The 17,682-nt window shown below is 49.4% G+C and carries 18 protein-coding genes; 5 read left to right on the top strand and 13 right to left on the bottom strand.

The window, feature by feature from the left end; genetic code table 11:
- Positions 1–28 precede the first annotated feature (28 nt).
- From ACZND6_RS05355 to ACZND6_RS05295, 13 genes are all read right to left on the bottom strand, one after another.
- Positions 29–838, bottom strand: a complete 810-nt coding sequence (locus ACZND6_RS05355) for an ABC transporter permease (protein WP_293737829.1) — start codon at positions 836–838, stop codon at positions 29–31.
- Positions 835–1,707 carry an ABC transporter ATP-binding protein gene (locus tag ACZND6_RS05350; RefSeq protein ID WP_302817672.1) on the bottom strand — a complete coding sequence of 291 codons (873 nt, stop codon included), beginning with the start codon at positions 1,705–1,707 and terminating at the stop codon, positions 835–837. The genes ACZND6_RS05355 and ACZND6_RS05350 overlap by 4 nt, the downstream gene beginning before the upstream one ends.
- Entirely contained in the window at positions 1,704–2,981 is a 1,278-nt protein-coding gene (gene nosD, locus ACZND6_RS05345; protein ID WP_300874816.1) for a nitrous oxide reductase family maturation protein NosD, read from the bottom strand. Before nosD ends, ACZND6_RS05350 begins: the two co-directional genes overlap by 4 nt.
- Positions 2,982–2,983: 2 nt before the next feature.
- Entirely contained in the window at positions 2,984–3,484 is a 501-nt protein-coding gene (locus ACZND6_RS05340; protein ID WP_008812354.1) for a nitrous oxide reductase accessory protein NosL, read from the bottom strand.
- A 98-nt stretch (positions 3,485–3,582) separates the two neighbouring features.
- A complete protein-coding gene (nrfD, locus tag ACZND6_RS05335) occupies positions 3,583–4,521 on the bottom strand; it encodes an NrfD/PsrC family molybdoenzyme membrane anchor subunit (RefSeq protein WP_293737826.1) in 939 nt (312 codons plus the stop codon).
- Positions 4,522–4,523: 2 nt separating this feature from the next.
- A complete protein-coding gene (locus tag ACZND6_RS05330; protein ID WP_008812356.1) occupies positions 4,524–5,267 on the bottom strand; it encodes a 4Fe-4S dicluster domain-containing protein in 744 nt (247 codons plus the stop codon).
- 39 nt (positions 5,268–5,306) lie between these two features.
- Positions 5,307–5,960, bottom strand: coding sequence for a tetratricopeptide repeat protein (locus ACZND6_RS05325; RefSeq protein ID WP_293737825.1), 654 nt, complete (start codon positions 5,958–5,960; stop codon positions 5,307–5,309).
- 22 nt (positions 5,961–5,982) lie between these two features.
- Complete coding sequence (locus tag ACZND6_RS05320) at positions 5,983–6,777, bottom strand: FKBP-type peptidyl-prolyl cis-trans isomerase (protein ID WP_022100796.1); 795 nt, start codon at positions 6,775–6,777, stop codon at positions 5,983–5,985.
- Positions 6,778–6,827: 50 nt separating this feature from the next.
- Positions 6,828–7,253 carry a rhodanese-like domain-containing protein gene (locus ACZND6_RS05315; RefSeq protein ID WP_008812359.1) on the bottom strand — a complete coding sequence of 142 codons (426 nt, stop codon included), beginning with the start codon at positions 7,251–7,253 and terminating at the stop codon, positions 6,828–6,830.
- Between the two features lie 65 nt (positions 7,254–7,318).
- A complete protein-coding gene (locus ACZND6_RS05310) occupies positions 7,319–9,364 on the bottom strand; it encodes a multiheme c-type cytochrome (RefSeq protein WP_008812360.1) in 2,046 nt (681 codons plus the stop codon).
- A gap of 568 nt (positions 9,365–9,932) precedes the next feature.
- On the bottom strand, positions 9,933–10,376 hold the full coding sequence (locus ACZND6_RS05305; protein ID WP_155168387.1) for an HMA2 domain-containing protein: 444 nt from the start codon (positions 10,374–10,376) through the stop codon (positions 9,933–9,935).
- Positions 10,373–11,689, bottom strand: coding sequence for a heavy metal translocating P-type ATPase (locus ACZND6_RS05300; protein WP_293737824.1), 1,317 nt, complete (start codon positions 11,687–11,689; stop codon positions 10,373–10,375). The genes ACZND6_RS05305 and ACZND6_RS05300 overlap by 4 nt, the downstream gene beginning before the upstream one ends.
- A 48-nt stretch (positions 11,690–11,737) precedes the next feature.
- On the bottom strand, positions 11,738–12,028 hold the full coding sequence (locus tag ACZND6_RS05295) for a hypothetical protein (protein ID WP_155168389.1): 291 nt from the start codon (positions 12,026–12,028) through the stop codon (positions 11,738–11,740).
- Between the two features lie 283 nt (positions 12,029–12,311).
- On the opposite strand from ACZND6_RS05295, the gene ACZND6_RS05290 reads away from it, so the two are divergent.
- From ACZND6_RS05290 to ACZND6_RS05270, 5 genes are all read left to right on the top strand, one after another.
- Positions 12,312–13,409, top strand: coding sequence for a threonine synthase (locus ACZND6_RS05290; protein WP_369976143.1), 1,098 nt, complete (start codon positions 12,312–12,314; stop codon positions 13,407–13,409).
- Between the two features lie 106 nt (positions 13,410–13,515).
- Positions 13,516–13,965, top strand: coding sequence for an Lrp/AsnC family transcriptional regulator (locus ACZND6_RS05285; protein ID WP_022100257.1), 450 nt, complete (start codon positions 13,516–13,518; stop codon positions 13,963–13,965).
- A gap of 103 nt (positions 13,966–14,068) precedes the next feature.
- Positions 14,069–14,662 (top strand): methylated-DNA--[protein]-cysteine S-methyltransferase, encoded by a 594-nt coding sequence (locus ACZND6_RS05280; protein WP_370748955.1) that lies wholly within the window; start codon positions 14,069–14,071, stop codon positions 14,660–14,662.
- Positions 14,663–14,870: 208 nt separating this feature from the next.
- Positions 14,871–16,310: an APC family permease gene (locus ACZND6_RS05275; RefSeq protein ID WP_300874782.1), complete on the top strand. Its 1,440-nt coding sequence runs from the start codon at positions 14,871–14,873 to the stop codon at positions 16,308–16,310.
- A 158-nt stretch (positions 16,311–16,468) separates the two neighbouring features.
- The gene (locus tag ACZND6_RS05270) at positions 16,469–17,575 is read left to right on the top strand and encodes an amidohydrolase (protein WP_155168397.1); all 1,107 of its coding nucleotides are present in this window, start codon (positions 16,469–16,471) and stop codon (positions 17,573–17,575) included.
- Positions 17,576–17,682 lie beyond the last annotated feature (107 nt).

Here is a 17,682-nt window from a genome sequence, read left to right as displayed (position 1 = left end):
AAGAGCGTCCTTCGTTAAAAAACTTTGATTAGAAAGTTCTTTTATTCAAAATAAAACGGTCCAGAATGAACAAGACCGACGACCATAGGCACAAATATAACCCAAGCCACGAAGTTTGGAGGGGAATATTCGAATTTTCAAGCAGTTGCTGGTTAAAAAGACGGAAGGCACTCGCCGGATTAGCCGCCAAACAGATGTTCAGGAATTCGTTTGTGATCTGATGCTCAAAGGCAATCGTGATGATCAAAAGCCCTAAATCGTAAAAAATAACTGAAAGCAGCCAAATAGAGAGCAGAACGCCTAAAGTCCGCGCCTTGTTCTTCGCCAACAAGCTGACCGTTAAAGAAATTAAGATAAAAACCAAGCCTAAGAGCCAGCCTGAAAAAATCAGAGCCGCAGTCAAAAGACTAAGTCTTGTGAGGTCGTAGGGTAGAACATTTAATGCCGTAAGGAGCGGCAATACGGAAAAACCAAGAAGCAGGCAAACGCCGAGTGCAACGCCTTGTCCGAGAAGTTTGCCGGTTAAAAGCGCCGTTCGGGAGAGCGGATAAGTTAAAAGAAGAATTAACGTTCCGTGCTCCCGCTCTCCGACAAAAGCGTCATAAGAAATCAGAACCGCAATTAGCGGAATCAAAAACACGCCGAGTGTGACTACCGAAGTCATCACAGCTTCCAACGGGCGAAAAGAAAAATCGCCGCCGATTGCCGCCGTTCCGAAGACTACTGCCAGAGAGAGAAAAGCAAAAAGTGCGGATCCTACGATCAGCCATAAATTTCTCCAGCAGTCTCTGAATTCCTTTGCAGCAACGACCCGAACAGAAGATAAAAAACTTCTCACTTTTGGTGCTCCTTCAACGCTGCTTTATAAATGTCCATCAAAGACGGATTCTTTACGCCGACCCCGGTGATGCCGTATTTCTTTTCCAAATAAGTGAGTTTTTGGCTGAGATCCGTTCCCGTACAGACAAGGCGCCCGTCAACGACAGAAGAACGAAGAAATTCATCCTGACGAGCTGCATTCAAGGCCTCTGAAGAAACCAACTCAAAAGAGAGTCCCATCTTTTCACTCAAATTTCGAATCGTTCCGTCCGCCGCCTTATGTCCTCCCACGAGCATCACAATTCGATCCGCAAATCCTTCAACCAACATAAGCTCATGGGTGCACACAATCACGGTACAGCCGCGTTCTTTGAGTTTTAAGAGCTCCTGATACATAAAATCCGACGCGGTAGGATCCAATCCAACCGTCGGTTCATCCAAGAAAAGCAGTTTAGGCTTAGCTAAAAGTGCCTGAGCCAGCCCTAAACGCTGTCTCTGCCCCTTAGAGCACTGGCCGACTTTTTGTGCAGCTACAGCTGAAAGTCCCAGTGATTCAATTAGTTCATCGGCTCTTTGGCGCGAGATATTTTTAAGATCCGCAAAATAGTTGAGATTTTCTCGGATCGTCATTCCGTCGTAGAAACTCACGTTCTCCGGCAGGTAACCGACTGAGACAGGAGAAGTACCGGGCTTTCCGTCCAATACCTTAACTTTCCCCTTTTTCGGCGTAATAAGGCCGAGACACATCTTAATCAGCGTAGATTTTCCCGCGCCGTTGTGTCCGATCAATGCGACGAATTCTCCTTGTGCAACAGATAAAGAAATGCCATCGAGGACCATCCGTGATCCTCGGTTAAACGAGACATTCAGGCATTCGACTGCATTCATATGGTTCCTTTCTTCGTCGAAATAGGATCGTGCATGATTGGGGTTGAATCGACAATGCCCTTGCCCTTATCCAACTGAAACTGGGCGGTAATAAACCTCAGAAAAACGACAAGGGGACTATCCATTAGGAAACGGCTTTGCGGATAAAGCCAAAATAATCTGTCCAAGGAGTCATTCGGCTGATACGGAACATCTCCCACGCCGTCTTGATTCAAATCCCAGCCCTGGTAGTTGCTCCAATAATTTCCGACTCCTTCCCTGCTCCACTCCACAAAAGAAGAACCGATATATCTGACCTGCAAACGATTGCCGACAAAACGATTGTTATGGAGAACGGTTCCTTCTCCACCCATGGCCACGCCTGCACCGATGTCGCACCCTTCAAAGCTGTTGCCTTCAACAGTATTGATACCGCCGCCGTATATAAATATGCCTTTCCCTTCAGTGTCTAAGGAAGGTTTGCCTCGCGGATTTTTAACACGCTCAACGCGATTGTTTGATACTTCAGAGGCATCTGTTTCGTTAAGCAGGACGCCAAATTCGACCGTACGCTTGGAGAGGTTGTCGAACAGGCGGATTTTTTCAGAACTCATCAGCGCATAGCCGCCGATACAGGCTTCTGCTTCGTTGTTCCAGGCGGAATCGCCTCGTGTGTACATGTAATGGATACCGTATTGGAGAGCCGCAAAGTAATTTCCGCTGCTTTGTGTTCGATCGGTATTTTCGAAATAAAACCCGTCTCTGGTGTACCGAACTTTGTTGTTTTGCAGTACAGCGTTCTTCACATAATTGAAATAGACACCATCCCCTCGGTCTAAAACGTGTTTTCTTTTATTGCCGCGAATTTCGCAGCCCTCAATATGAATTTTTTCGGATTTGTCGGCTCGAATTCCGAATCCGGCACCTTCGATTTTGAGATCCTTTAAAAGGATATCTTCAATGCCTTCGTTGATTAAAACGCCGCTGTTTCGTTCATAAAGATCTGCACCGTAATTTTTAAGCGTTAAGCCTGAAACCTTTATTCCGGAAGCCTTGATCTCTAGGCAGGATCCTTTTCCGGCGGCGTCGATGATCGAATCTTTGCTTCCTCGAAGAGAAAGACTGGTAGGAATTGAAAAAGTGCCTTCATAGGTTCCCGGAGACATCACAATTTCGTCTCCTGCCCCCGCTTTTGAAAGCGCATCGCAGAGTTCCTGAGACGTACTCACATCCCATTGGGCCGCACTGCAAAAGAGCGGAAAAAATAAAAGAAACAGAAGAGGCACTTTTCTCATGCTCAGTGGCCTTTAAGCGATTTCAAAAGCCCAAGGTTCACTTCGGAATAGTTCACAATTGTTCCGCCGTGCTCTTTTGTAAAGGCTTCGACGTCTCCCTTGGTCGCGAAAGGAAGAATCGATTTGCCCATCGCACCGCGAACGTCAGATCCGGCGTTAAAGAAAGCTTTTTGTGCCGAGAGCATCTTTTCATGCAGCGGGATATCTTTCTTATTGCCGAAGTCGGAAACCCAGAAAGCCACGGTTCGTTTTGCATTCTCAGGCTGCAGAACATAGACAAATCCGTCTTTGACGGAACAAAACTTCAGGGGCTCTTTTTCTCCCTTTACAAAAACCTGAGCTTTTGCTCCGGGATAGTTCAAAATAACCATGCCGCAAATATGGCAGCGATCGTGTTTATCAAAAGCTACCGGGCCCGGGATTTTATCTTCACTTTTTCCACTGCATCCGGCAAGGAGAGCGGCAGCTGCGACTGTACAGAAGACTTGAATTAACTTTTCCATAGCGGAGGATTCCTAAAGATTAAAGTGGCCGGTTTTCTACCGGTCTAAGGAGATAAGAAAAGTGCCCCGAAAGCAAACTCTCGGAGCACTGTTTCTATTTAGATGGAGTTGATCTGGCCGGCGTAAATAATGAATAAACGCAGGCACATCATTCCGCAAATAGCAGCCAGTCCGGAGGTATAAAAAGCAGTTGCTCCGGTACGGAATGCCTTGCTTCCGAAGAAGCTCAGCGCCAGCGGAATCAGGAAACCGATACCGACTGCACCGACCCAGAAAACCTGAGCCCACATTCCGCTTGTAAAGGCAGCAAAGGCAGCCTGAGCAGCGGCGTTTCCGCTGACCAAAGCGATGATGATCATCAGCAGGCAGAGAGCTTCAACCGCCATGATCGGCCATTCAGCCGCATGAAGAACATGCAGATCGGAGCCGTGACGATCGGCACCGAAGAGCCAAGCGGCCAAAACTTTTGTCGCTGCACAGCCGGCAGAGAAACCAGAGGCGACGAACAAGGCCGGAAGGACAGCGGTGTTGATCAGCGGGAAGCGAATCAGAGCCGAAATCAGGAAGCCGGTGTAGGCACAGATCGCAATCGCAAGGATAAGAACGATCCAGTCCAAAGCCACTCTGAATTTGGCAAAGAAGCTGATGATCGGGTCAAGCCACTTGAGCCAGCTAACGGACGTAATTTCCTGCTGAAGCGCAACGCACATCAGCACAAAAACGAGCGGGATATAGAACAGAAGCGCCATCACGCCGATGCTCATGACGGAAGTCGGGTTGTAATAAACCAGAATTCGCCAGAAGAAGAGCGGATTGGTCAGGTCCAGCACCAAGCAGATCATGCCGAGAACGATCGTAATAAAACCGATCAAACTCGCCGCCTTCATGATGGGTGTGTTGAGGTGAACGCCTCTGAAAAGGTTCACACAGATCGCAACGGCAACCGCACCCCCGGAAATACCGGCTAAGAACAGATACACGGCAATCGGCCAAGGCCAGGCAACACCCTCGGTAAGACCAATAGTAAAGTCCAACATGATCAGACTCCTTCTTTCTGAACGGTGACGTATCTGAGGCTAGGCTCCGTACCCAAATGCGGACGGATACGAACCGTGTCTTTGACACGAAGCAGACGGCTGATGATGCTTTGCGGATCATTGACGTCGCCGAAATACAAGGCGCCGTGCCGGCAGGCTTGTACGCAGGCGGGTTCTTCTCCGTTTGCTAATTTGGTCTTCAGGCAAAAGTCGCAGTTGTCCGCCACTTTTGTTTCCGAGTTGATGTATCGAACGTTGTAAGGACAAGCGGCAATGCAGTACTTGCAGCCGACGCAGCGGTCCGGATCCATCGTCACGATACCGGTCTTCGGGTCTCGATGTGCTGCACCTGTCGGGCAGACACGAACGCACGGGGCGTCCTGGCACTGCTGACAAGAGACACGAACGTATACGCGCTCGCAGTCGCAGCCTTCGAGTTTTCCGCAAATCGGACACGCAGTTCCCGGAACATGAGTCGTCTGACGTTCGAGCACTAAGCGCGAAACTCCCTTGGGCAATTTGTTGGTTTCGTTGCAGGCTTCTTTGCACAAGCCGCAGCCGATACACTTGTTTTGGTCAAAGACCATCGCGTAATGCGGCTTAGCTTGGCCAGAATCAGATCCTGCGCTCGTTTTTATTGCGCCTTTGTTCTCGTCGGGCTTATTGCAGCCTCCGAGCGATAACAAAACTAAGGAACCCGCGGTTGTACCGGCTAGAAATGTTCTTCTGTCGATGTTTGCACTCACGGTGATTCTCCAAAACAGACTAATTCGTCTGTCGCTAATTTATTTTGACTGGGCTAACTTCTCCCGAGCGTTAGCAATCGCACGCTGGATTGCCGTTTCGCGCTCCGGAGCACTGTGCGCTTTAATGATTGTTTCCCATTCACTGATCGCCGCTGCGTAGTCTTTATTCCTAAAGGCGTGTTCCGCAAGCAGCATTCTTGAAGAGGCTTCCGCCGGATTCAGACTTAACGCTTTTTCAAGCGTGAGCTTCACTTCCGATGTCATCTGACGATGATCTCGGTAGTAGAGCGCTCTGGCTTTGTCTCCATACAATCCGGCATTCGGTCCGGTAATTGTTAAAGCTTCATCCAATGTTTTTGCGCTCTCGTCAAAGAGCCCGCCCTGCATGTAAAGTCCGGCAAGATCTCTGTGGGCTTCCACACTGCGAGGTTTATTCATCGCATCTCTGCGGGCCTGAGTGATCTTGGCTGCGAGACGATGATCTTTGGTGTTGTCCACCTGAGCCTTTTCCCAATCGGAAAAGCGGCCCACAGAAGCGTACACACCCAACGACGAACCGATGAGAAGAAGAATAATCAGTGAAAGGATCGAGGTGTGGCTGCGTGCTGCACGGCTTCTCAATGCGTAAACGATAAAAACGATACACACTAAGAAAACCACGATAGCGATGGATGCAGCCAATCCGATCATCATTAAAACTCCCTTTGCTTAAGAATTAACTGTGAGGCCACGCCATTTTAGGACGACTTCCGTTCATCGGAGGATGTCCTGCCGGCATTGCCTGGTTAGATTCTTTGTTAGCACCCGGTTTTTCAACTTTTTTGAGCGTCACTTCAAAAATGAGAGCAGATTCGGGCGGAACCGGACCGGCTCCGTTTTCACCGTAACCCTTATCGGCCGGGATAACGAAAACGGCCTTGCCGCCCTCTTTCATCTGAGACAAACCTTCCTTAAAGCCGGGAATCAGGGTCATGACGACGTCTTTTTCTTCAGCAGGTGTTCCTTCTGCATTCGTAAAAGGCGTGCCGTTAACCAGTTTTCCGACGTAAACCATCGTCACTACGTCTTCTTCTTTCGGGGAGGGGCCGGTACCGGCTTTCAGCTCTTCATACTGAACTCCGGAAGCCAGGACCTTAACGCCCTTCTTCTTTTTGTTTTTCTCAAGGTAGGCAAGACTTTCGCCTCGATTCTTTTCCTTGACTTCCTTGACCTTTGCCTCATGGAGCTGGTTCAGCTTTTCAGCTCTGGTGTTGAGCGAAGTCACGATTTCTTCCTCGCTTAACTTGCTCTTATTCTTCAGAGCATCCATTAAGCCCTCCACAACCAGGTCCATGTTAACGGGTGCGCCAAGCTCAGACTGTTTGAAGACCTGAGAGGAAAGGTAATTTCCAAGCGAAGCTCCTAAGCTGTAAGACTCTTTGGCCTCCGGTGTCATGTCCTGTGCAAGGGCGGAACCGACGAAAACGAAGGTCAACGCGACTGACAACATAGTTTTTTTGAGAATCGACATAGTGATACTTTTAAATGAGGTTGATTTGATTCAAACGGAATGAAATTTCTTTAAGGTCTTTCAACCTTGCGTCCGGAAAGCTTCCAGCCCTCAATGCCGTCCGGCATCTGACGCACGTCGGTGTAACCGAGCTTCATGACTTCGCGGGCAGCCATTTCGCTAGCCGTGCAAAGTTTATTCACGCAGTAGAACACCATCGTTTGGTCTTTGTTTTCGGGAAGAAGTTTTTTCCAGTTGCGGACGTTGAAGAACTTAGCGCCCGGGATGTAGCCCTGGGTCCATACTTCAAGCGTATTCACGTCGTAGAAAGGAATTCCGGCTTGCCAGAGCATCTCAGCTTCGCGCATAGAGATCTGGTTTAGGAGTTCGTCATAGACAGGCGCTTCGACCGGTTCTCCGCCTCCGCCCGCAAAGTTGATTTGCGGGTAAAGACACAGAAACGAAATCATCGCGGCTTGGAGTATTTTGCTTTTCATTCTTACTTCTCTGCTTTCACTTCGGGTCCGAAGACCCGAAGTTTACGTGACACTAATCTTTGTGGTTACTTCGTTGCTTTTACAGCCTTGTAACCGCCCTGATCGATAATGGACTGAGCCTTGGTCAGGTAGGCTTGTGCCGTCTCAACACGCTGTTTCGTGTAGTTGAAGGCATGCACACCCCAAGAACCGTCATCCTGGACCTGTTTGATGATTTCGCCGGCCTTGTCGATAAGAAGCATGGCTTCCGTTCTCTGTTCAGGCGTGAGTTTGGTGACTTCAAGCAGCTTGTTGATACGAGTCAGAGCTTCGACGTTCTTCTGGTGGCCTTCCTTAATCGGGTTCTGCCACTTCATGACTTCGCCATAGATCTCTTTCTGGTCCTGATAGATCAGGCCCTGATCGAGTTCAGACTGGAACGGGCTGTGGCAGCCTTTGCCTTCGACAACCGTAAAGTCGGCGATGGATGTACGTGCGCAGCTCCACATTAAGTCAACGTAACCGTGACCTTCTTCGTCTCTGGAGATTCTCCAGCCCTTAGAGTTGGAAGCACGAGACTGGCCCGGACCCGGGTTCATCATCTTCTTGTCAGGATCGACCATGATCTTGAAGAGGTGAGAACGACGGACGGCGTCAAAACCGGCCATGTCAGGACGCTGAATAGCTGTGAAGTTTTCGCAGCTCATCGTGAACGGCATATGGCAGGCGATGCAGTCGACCTTGCTGTGGGTGTCGGCATTCGCAACCATCTGAGCCTGTGTCGTATGGCAGTCTTGGCAGTTCTTACGAATTGCGGGACGTGTTACTCCGGAAGTCCAGTCGTTGCTGGTAACTTCATGCGGGTCGTGGCAGGTAACGCAGCGCATACCCTTTTCATAGTGCTTCGACATGAAGAGCTGAGCGCCTTCTGTACCGCAGGACGGGCAAGAAGACTTCGTCTTAGCGTTGAATGCCTTTTCAAGCTTACCCTTAGCATCGGGACGATCAACTTCGTCTTCGATAAAGTTCAAGCGCTGATGGCAGCGGTCGCAGTTTGTGCTCATGTTGTTGGTGTTGCCAACCAAGTGTCCGCCTTCACCATGGCATTCTTCACAAGCGATACCGCGGGAGATTGTGTGTTTCTGGAGTTCTTTCGGGTTGCCCAGAGCAGCGAAGAATTCCTTCTTATCCTTAAAGTCAAACTTGAAGGCGTGACAGACTTCGCAGTAAGAGGAAGCAGCCTGGAACAGAAGTTTGCCTTCATAAGTAGAACCGTAGGATGTCATACCCCACTGGTGGGAGGCGGAAGGTCCGAACTGGCTGAGTTCTGTCGGGAAGTCAGGGATTAATTTCTGAATTTCTTTCGCTTTTTCAGGTGTCAGCCATTCTGCCCAGCCGCGGGAGAACTGGTTGCCGCCGGCAACAACCTTACCGGTGCCGTCTTTGAGCAAGCCGTCACGAACGTGGTAGGAACCGCGAACGAGCCATCCGTCGATGTAGCCGTATTTGGTACGCGGTGTACCGATGGTGGCGTAAATCACATCAGCCGTAATACCGTCAGGAAGAATAGAGGCCTCAGAACCGTACAGTTTCTTCTTCAGGTCGTTATCGACTTCAGGATGTTCGCCAGGGAAACGAACCGTCTTAGCATGACGGGAACGCTTCCACTGTTCGTACTGAATCGCGTGGCATTCGCCGCATTTTTCCGGTCCCACAAACTTGTTGGGGAAGTCAAGAATGGAGCGCTGGCCCAAACGGTATTGAGAGGCCATCGGACGGTTGCCGTCCTGATGAGCGGAGTACTTCTGAGCATTGCCTTCACCAAGGTATTCAGAGCCGCGGGTAGAGATAACCGGTGTACCGATCACTCGTCCGTCTTTTCCGTAAGTAGCAAAGATGGGATGATTCTGGAATAAAAAGTCCCAAAGTTCTTTTTCTTGGACGATGTAGTCCTGCAGGGTGCGGATGCCCTTGGTCGGTTCCGTCAGGTCAGGATTGGCCCATACTTTCTGGGTAATCTCATTAACCTTAGGTGTCGGAAGGGGCTGACCGTCCGCTGCATAGACACATGATGTCGCCATAGCAGCTGCAAGGCCTAAGCCTATCGCTGTTTTTCGTGTCTCTCGTAACATATCTTCTCCAGGTGAGGCAGAGGTTTTTCGAATAATTAAATTGCTCCGAATATCTAGGCCTCGGTAGGTGTGAAATGGGAACAAGGAATGCAAAGGCAATACCTTTCCCCACCTTCAGGTTAATTTAAGGTTAGAAAGGCACAAATAAGATATTCATACTAAGGGTAACCCCTGTTTTTAGACTGAACGGACTAATCCTTTAGGGGTAGTCTTTGCTGTTTTATTCAATTCGGGGAATCCGGCAGCTGTGATGCAAAATTTTCAAAATGTCCTGGCGTCCTTGAGATCTGTTCGCTAATAACCAGAAGAAGTTGTCAGGCAAGACAAGTAAATACCAACCCTTATGGATGTATAAATGTGCAACAAAGGGGGCTTCATAAAGGCGATACGGGACTAAAAATCGCCGTATGCAATAAGGAAAACATCTTAGAAAAAAATAGCCCCTAAGACCTCACTGCCGTGTTGTGGACGCAACATTTTTTGCCCCATCCCTTTAATACGTGAGGAAGTTTATGTAACGACTATAGAAGAGATAAGAAAAAAGCCTCCGAATCTTGGAGGCCCTGCGTTATCTCGTCAAAGTCTTTCGGTACCGATGCATATGCAAAAGCGTGAACACGGTGTACGCAATTCCCGCATATGTATGGAGTTTCCAGTTTTTCAGCAAGATTGATGCAAGGGTGGCTCCGCCAAAGAGCATCATGCTGCCGTTCTCCACCCTGCGAAGCTCCTTGCTTCTCAGAATTTTCTCGGGAGCGCACCGACTGCTGACGGGGAGCCCTTCCAGGTTGTGCTGCAAGATCTTTTCAAGCTGCTGCTCGTCAAAAAGCTCCGGCACAAATCGAATGAGCAAAGAACCCGTTGTTTCGTTGATATCTGCCGTTTCGATTCCTGCGACATTTCTAACTTCGTCGAAAATTTTTACCGCAGTCTCATTGCTTTTTAGCTGAGGAATCCGCAACCGCATCCGACTTTTTGTGCGGCTAACGATGTATTGATCTAAGAAAGTCATTGCGCAAACTCCAGGAGGAAAGGTGCATAGTCGGATGTGTCGCCTGGAAGCTTGGCGCGCTGAGCGTTCCAGGCCACGCCGAGCGTTGTCGCATTATGCAGAACGGCTCCGGTCGCCGGCATAATCAATCCGGCCAGCCCTCCGACTAAATACGCTGTATTCAGTCCGATCGTAGTTCTGAAATTCGTTTTAATTCTTGCGTAGGTTCTTCTTCCGAGCTCCAGCGCCAGCGGCAAATGCGTTAAATCAGAACCTAATAGAACAACGGAGGCGACTTCCTTTGCAAGATCGGCGCCGTCGGACAACGAGACGCCGACCGAAGCAGCAGACAGCGCAGGCGTGTCGTTGATGCCGTCACCGATCATCAAAACGCGCCTGCCCTCTTTTTCTAAATGCGACACAATGGCGGACTTTCCGTCAGGAAGCACTTGAGAGTAGAACTCGGTAATTCCGAGACGGGCCGCCACATTGGCCGCGGTTTTTTCTCCGTCACCGGTGATCATCACAATGTGCGGAATGCCCATTTGGCGAAGGCGAGCTATGACATACTTCGATTCGTCTCTCAAAGGATCTTCAATGCCGATCAAGCCTATGAGCTTCTGGCCCACCGCCAGATAGAGAACAGAATGACCTTTGGACGCAATGGCTTCAATTTGGTTTTGCGCAAAAGCACATGACACGCCGTCATCTTCTACGAAATGACGGGAACCGATCACCAAATGCTGACCGCGTAATTTCGAGGCAATACCGTGGCCGACAATATATTCAACCTCTGCATGCTCTTCTTCATGCGCCAAATTCTTTTGCTCTGCGGCTTTGACCACAGCGCGGGCAACTGGATGCGGGAAATGTTCTTCCAAACAAGCAGAAATCTTCAGAACCTCGTCTTCCGTCCAATCAGGATCCAACGAAAGGACTTCTGCAACCTTTGGCGAGGAAACAGTTAACGTGCCGGTCTTATCAAAAACAACAGTATCAACTTTGGCTAACGCCTCCAAATATTTACCGCCTTTAATAAGGATCTTGTGGTTAACAGCTTCCTTCATCGCACTTAAAAATGCGATCGGTGTCGCAAGCTTTAAAGCGCAGGAATAGTCAACCATTAAAACAGCGGCTACTTTTGCCAAGTTCCGGGTAGCCAAGCCCACAACACCTGCTAATAAAAAGCTGTACGGGACGATTCGGTCGGCAAGACGAACGGCCTGACCCTCGATACTCGCCTTTGCTTTTTCGCTGCTTTCAATGAAGCTGACTTTGAAATCAGAGCGAAAACGCGCACGATGGCGCGTTTTCGCTACCACTCGAAAATCCATACCTACCTCGACAGCTAAATTTCTGAAACTAATATCAGAAAGTCCGACTTATTCTTTTTTCGAATCTTCAGGGACAACAGTCGGAGCGGGCGTCACTGCCGGTTTCTGTTCTTCGGCTTTACGATCTTCGTATTTTTCTTTGGCTTCGGCAGCTAAATCTTCACATGTTTCTTTGAGCGTTTTAGCCTGCTCAATGATTGCATCCTTAATGTCGTATCCGTACGAAAGGACTTTGGCGGCATGAGGACGAAGATTTCCGCGTTTGACGACAGCAGCACCAAAAGCACCGAGTAAGACGCCGCCGAGGACACCAAGCAATACCTTGTTGTTTTCACCCATGATAAGTAACCTTCGCTTTTGTTTGAAATGAGAATTATTCTTGTTTACGGAAGATTTTTTTGAACCCTAAGCACGCAAAATGAGCAAAGCAACGGGGCTCACAACCTCCGGCACCTTCAGCAAAAGCAGAGAAAATTTTGTGGTCTTTTTCTCATAGTTGCCATCCAAACTATCGCGTCCTTTTTCCTCCTTGATCAGGCGCACACCCTTCCTTAACGTTGATTCTCGGTATACTTTCAAGGTTGTGGTCTTTTTTACATAATTAATTATTTTCGGAGTCCCAATGAGCTACATCTGCACGAGCTGCGGCAAAGAAACACCCACTTCAACCTTTCACAACGCCTGCGAATGCGGCGGCCTGTTTTCCCTTCCTCAGGATCACCTTCCTCTTTGGCAGGAATCCTTAATTGATAAATCGGTTTGGTCTCAATTCCGTTACCACGCTTTTATGAATTTGGACGGTGATGTTTGGCGCCGAGTTTCCATGGGAGAAGGCATGACGCCCATCGTTTCCTATAACGGAAGCGTCTTCCTCAAGATGGATTTCATGATGCCGACGCTCTCCTTTAAGGACCGCGGAGCAGCTACCTTGGTAAGCCATATGAAAGCCATCGGCGTTAAAAAATGCGTTCAGGACTCCAGCGGCAACGCCGGCGTGGCTGTTGCCGCCTACTGCGCCAGAAGCGGTATCGCCTGCGAAATTTACGTTCCCGAAGGCACCAGCCCGAATAAGATCGCCATGATTGAAGGCTTCGGAGCCAAAGCGGTTGTCGTCCCCGGAACTAGAGACCATTGCGCCGAAGTCTGCCGCTCTAAGGTCAAAGAAGAAGGGGCTTACTACGCCAACCACGTTTACAACCCTTACTTCTACGAAGGCACAAAAGCCTATATTTATGAAACCTTTGAGCAGCTCAAAAGAATCCCTCGTCATATCTTCATTGAACTCGGCAACGGAACGCTCTTCATTGGCGCCGTCCTCGCTTTAGAGCATCTCATGCGTTCCGGAGTTATCGACGAATTCCCGCAGCTCATCGCTGTTCAAAGCGAAAACTGCGCTCCGTTCTATGAAACCGAAGAACAGGGGTCTTCTTCTTTAGTCGAAGTCACACCGAAACCAACATTGGCAGAAGGCATTGCGATCGGCAAACCGGCTCGCGCAGATGAAGTACTCGACATGATCCGCCGCCACAACGTCAAAGTAATCACCGCTCCGGAAGACAGAATTCTTCCGTGCCGCGAGGAAATGGCAAAACGCGGTTTCTATGTTGAACACACTACAGCCGCCGCGCTTGCCGCCTACTATCGCTACTGCGAAAAATTCGGTCCGACCGAGGACGCCCTCCTCTCTCTTTGCGGCGCAGGCCTTAAGAGCGAACATTAATTAGCAGTTTTGTCAGGAGGAAGTTGCATTTTGTGCACATTGACTACTTCCTTTCAGCATAAGATTGCTAGAATTTGGTCAACTTCTTTTATGGTGAGACCGGTCCATGGATAAATACGACAAAGAGATTCTTTCCGTTCTTTTAGAGAATGGAAAAATCCAACTTTCCGAACTTTCAAAAAAGACCAATCTCAGCGTATCTTCCTGCCAGCGAAGAGTTAAGAATCTTGAGGAATCCGGCGTCATTGAAAGCTATCAAGCCGTTGTCAATCCCAAGCTTGTCGGCATGGGTTTCCAGGCACTGGTATTCATCACCTTGTCGCAAGCTGCCGGTGAAAAAATCACAGAATTTGAAAAAGCCCTGGAAAAAATTCCCTGCATCATCGAAGCGCATCGGATCTTCGGCGAACAGGACTACGTCCTTCTGGTCGCCACTCCGGATTTGACCGCCTATCAGGAAGCCTACGACACGCAGCTCTCTTTGCTGCCTAATATTAAGAAGGTCGAGACCACGCTTTTGATGAAAGAAATCATCCCTCACCGCATTATTCTTTGACCTGAGTAATCTCTTTCTAACGCGCTAACGGACTGCCTCTTCGCAGTCCGTTTGTTCATAAAATCTTCCCAAGAACAAAGTCACCATCCTCCCAATAGAAAAAATGAGAAAAAGACCACAAATTACGACTTCCGAGGCGATCGAACCGATCTACATCTCAGAAAAGAGGCTTCCTTGTGGAGGGGCGCTGACACTCGGTTCATGGAATAACCGTTTGGTCGTTGCAGATTGGATTGACGGCTGGCACCACTCCACCATCATGAACCGCCTGCAAAAGTACACCAAGGCATCTGTGGTCAAAAGCACATCGAAAGTTATCGAAGCAGCTTCCGATTGGCTCGATGCGTATTTCGAAGGCAGCAAAGAAGCTCCGGACTTTGATCTCCTTTTCCTCGGCACGGATTTCCAAAAACGCGTTTGGCAGCTCTTGCTGGAAATTCCATACGGCGAGACGATCACTTACGGGGAGCTCGCTCAAAAAGCCGGAACTCCAAAAGCCGCTCGAGCAGTCGGTGTTGCCGTCGGAGATAATCCTTTCTCCATCATCGTTCCCTGCCACCGCGTCATCGGCAAAGATAAGTCACTCACCGGTTACGGCGGCGGTTTTGATGTCAAAAAATATCTGCTCGCACACGAACTCGGCACCGATATCGAAAACCTACCTTTTGGCGACTGCCCAAAGCGCATTGTTGGATAGACCCAACAAAAACTTCCGAAGTTGCAACGGAACGTAAGTGAATAAGCCGACAGGGCCAACCCCATCCCTATTTTGCGTCAAAGCTCGGTTATCCTTCCACAATTCTCAATATATTGAGCGGTTATAACCCATCGATCGCCCGACGAGTTCTTCGGCAGCACGCAGTTCTCCTTCAGATCGATTTGCGAAAGTTCCCGGAAGGATAGTTATGGAAGATAAAGAAGCTCCGAATTCTGCATTCACCATGAGCATTAAAGGCATGGCCATGCTCACTGTGTGCTCTGTTTTCTCGCTGAGAAATCTGCCGAGTATGGCTGAATACGGCTGGAACATTATTTTCTTCCTCTCAGCCGCAGCTGCCTGTTTCTTCATTCCCTCTGCTTTAGTATCCGCAGAACTTGCCAGTACTTATCCTCAGCGCGGCGGCGTCTTTATTTGGGTCAAAGAAGCGTTCGGCCCCAAGCTCGGGTTCCTCGCGATCTTTATGGAATGGTTCCAAAACATGCCGTGGTATCCGGCCGCGGTCACCTTTGTCGCCACCTGCATCGCATACATTTTTAATCCCGAGTTAGCCTCAAATCGGTGGTACATCTTCTTTACGGCCATCTTTTTGCTGTGGCTCTCCACCTTTCTAAACTTCCGCGGCATGCGGTTATCGGTTTTCTTATCAAATTCCGGTGTGGTTGTCGGAACCATTATTCCCGGCTTTTTTCTGATTGTCTGTGCGCTCACCTATGTTTGGCTCGGCAAACTGGTTCAAATCAATTTGGACGGCGGGAAAGCGCTTATTCCTGACCTGTCCACTGCAAGACAATGGATGCTGCTTGCCGGCATGATGGTGTCGCTCGCCGGTATGGAAATGAGCTCCGTGCATGTCACCTCGATGAAGAATCCGCGCTCATCTTTCCCGAAATCCATTTACCTGGCAACGGCCATTATTTTGATCCTCTCCGTCTTAGGTGCGCTCTCGATTTCTCTTGTTGTTCCGATCGGCGATCTGTCTAAGTCCGCAGGTGTCTGCCAAAGTTTTGAATTGATGCTGAATGCCCTCGGAGTCGGCTGGCTCACACCGATTCTCGCCTGTCTTTTAGCCTACGGCGCTTTAGCATCTGTCGTGACATGGATGAACGGTCCTTCCCGCGGTTTGCTCGAAGTTGCTAAAGAAGGCTATCTTCCGCAGTATTGGCAATACCGAAACAGTTACGGCATGCAGACAAGAATTTTTATTCTGCAGGCCTCCCTAGCGTCTTTCCTGAGCCTGAGTGTGCTCATCATGCCCAGCGTGTCGGATGCCTTCTGGCTGTTCCTTGCTTTGTGCTCTCAGCTTTACATGATCATGTACCTGCTGATGTTTGCCGCGGCAATTCGTCTCAAAATTGAAAACCCCGACAGCCCGGGAGAATACAAAGTTCCGGGCGGAAGGGTAGGAATGATCTTAATGTCGGGCGTGGCCTTCTGTACCTCTTTAATTGCGCTGCTCTGCGGTTTTATTCCGCCGGAAGAAATCATCAATGAAGGCCTTGCGGCATCCCTCGGATACGTTGGGTTCCTCGCGGGAGGCTTGATCATCTTCACTATCATCCCTCTGAAATTCTTCGACAAATTTCAGCATCAGCACCTGACAGAAGTAAAGGATTCTGCTGCCTAATCGCACGAACGCTTCTTGGAAGACTCTGATTTCTACCAAGCCGGATTGTCAAAGGATAGGTCCTATCCTAAAATCTGCGCGTCTCTTCTTGAGACGACGAACGATCGGAGGATTAGGCTCGAAACGAGACCGGCCGGTCGCTACTTGTTGTTCCAAATATGTCATTCCAAGAAGCCATCCAGTACAGAACTGAACTGCACAAACTGGCAGAACTTTCCGGCCAGGAAATCAAAACTGCTCAATACATCCAAAACAAACTCGAAGAAATGGGTTTTAACGTCCGCTCAGGCGTGGGCGGTCATGGCCTAGTTGTTGATATTGACAGCGGCGTTGCTGGTCCCACGGTCATGCTTCGCGCCGACATCGATGCTTTGCCCTATGCAGATCCCAACGATCCTGAAAGAATAGAGGCCATTCACGCCTGCGGCCATGATGCTCATGCGGCAATTCTTCTTGCTGCAGCTCCAGAAATCCGCAAAAACCTTAAAAAGGGAAAAATTCGTCTGGCGTTTCAGCCGGCTGAAGAAAGCCTCCAAGGCGCGCTCGCCATGATCAAAGACGGCGTCCTAGACGGCGTTGATATCGTTGTTGGTTCTCACATCCGTCCCGTTCAGGACCTTCCGTTCGGAAAATACTGTGCGTCCGTGAATCATGTTGCCTGTGCAACCGTTGAAGTTCGCATTGACGGCAAACAGGCTCATGCCGCAAGACCGCATCTCGGCATCAATCCGATCGAAGCCGCCTCTCAGTACATTGCTTCAGTCGGGCTGATCAAAATCGATCCGAACAAGTCTTGGTCCGTCAAACCGACTCAGATTCATTCTGAAGTCGGTGCAACCAATTCCATTCCGAGCTTTGTGAAGATCGCCTACGACCTCCGTGCTCAGGACAATGCCGCACTCGAAGTGATCATCGGAAGAATGAAACTCGCAGCCGCAGGCTTAGAAGGCAGCTTCGGGGCCAAGGCTTCCTGCGAAGTCACAGAGTATTGCCCGGGTCCTGAATACGATGAAGCACTCGGTGAGCTATTCAAAGAAACCGTTGCAGGGACTTTCGGAAAAGAAACTTTGGGTGCTAACTGCGGAGGCGGCGGGGAAGACTTCCACTTCTACAAGAAAGCCAAACCGGAGCTCCGAGTTCTGTATTACGGCATCGGAAGCGGCGCCGCACCGGGACTGCATGACCGAAACATGAACTTTAATGAAGCCATTCTCCCGCAGGCCTCTCAGCTGCTTGTTAACGTTGTCGGCAAAATTCTTGCCTGATTAACGAACCCAAACTCCCGCGAAATAGTTCGGTATTGACTTTTAGCCTTTCAGGTTTCGCGGGAATTTGTTGTTAATGCCAAGAAGCTCGAGAATGTCTCGGGCTC

Source organism: Parasutterella sp., from assembly GCF_057870745.1.
Note: the sequence above shows the minus strand (reverse complement) of the source record. Positions and strands in the feature narration are given on the sequence as shown.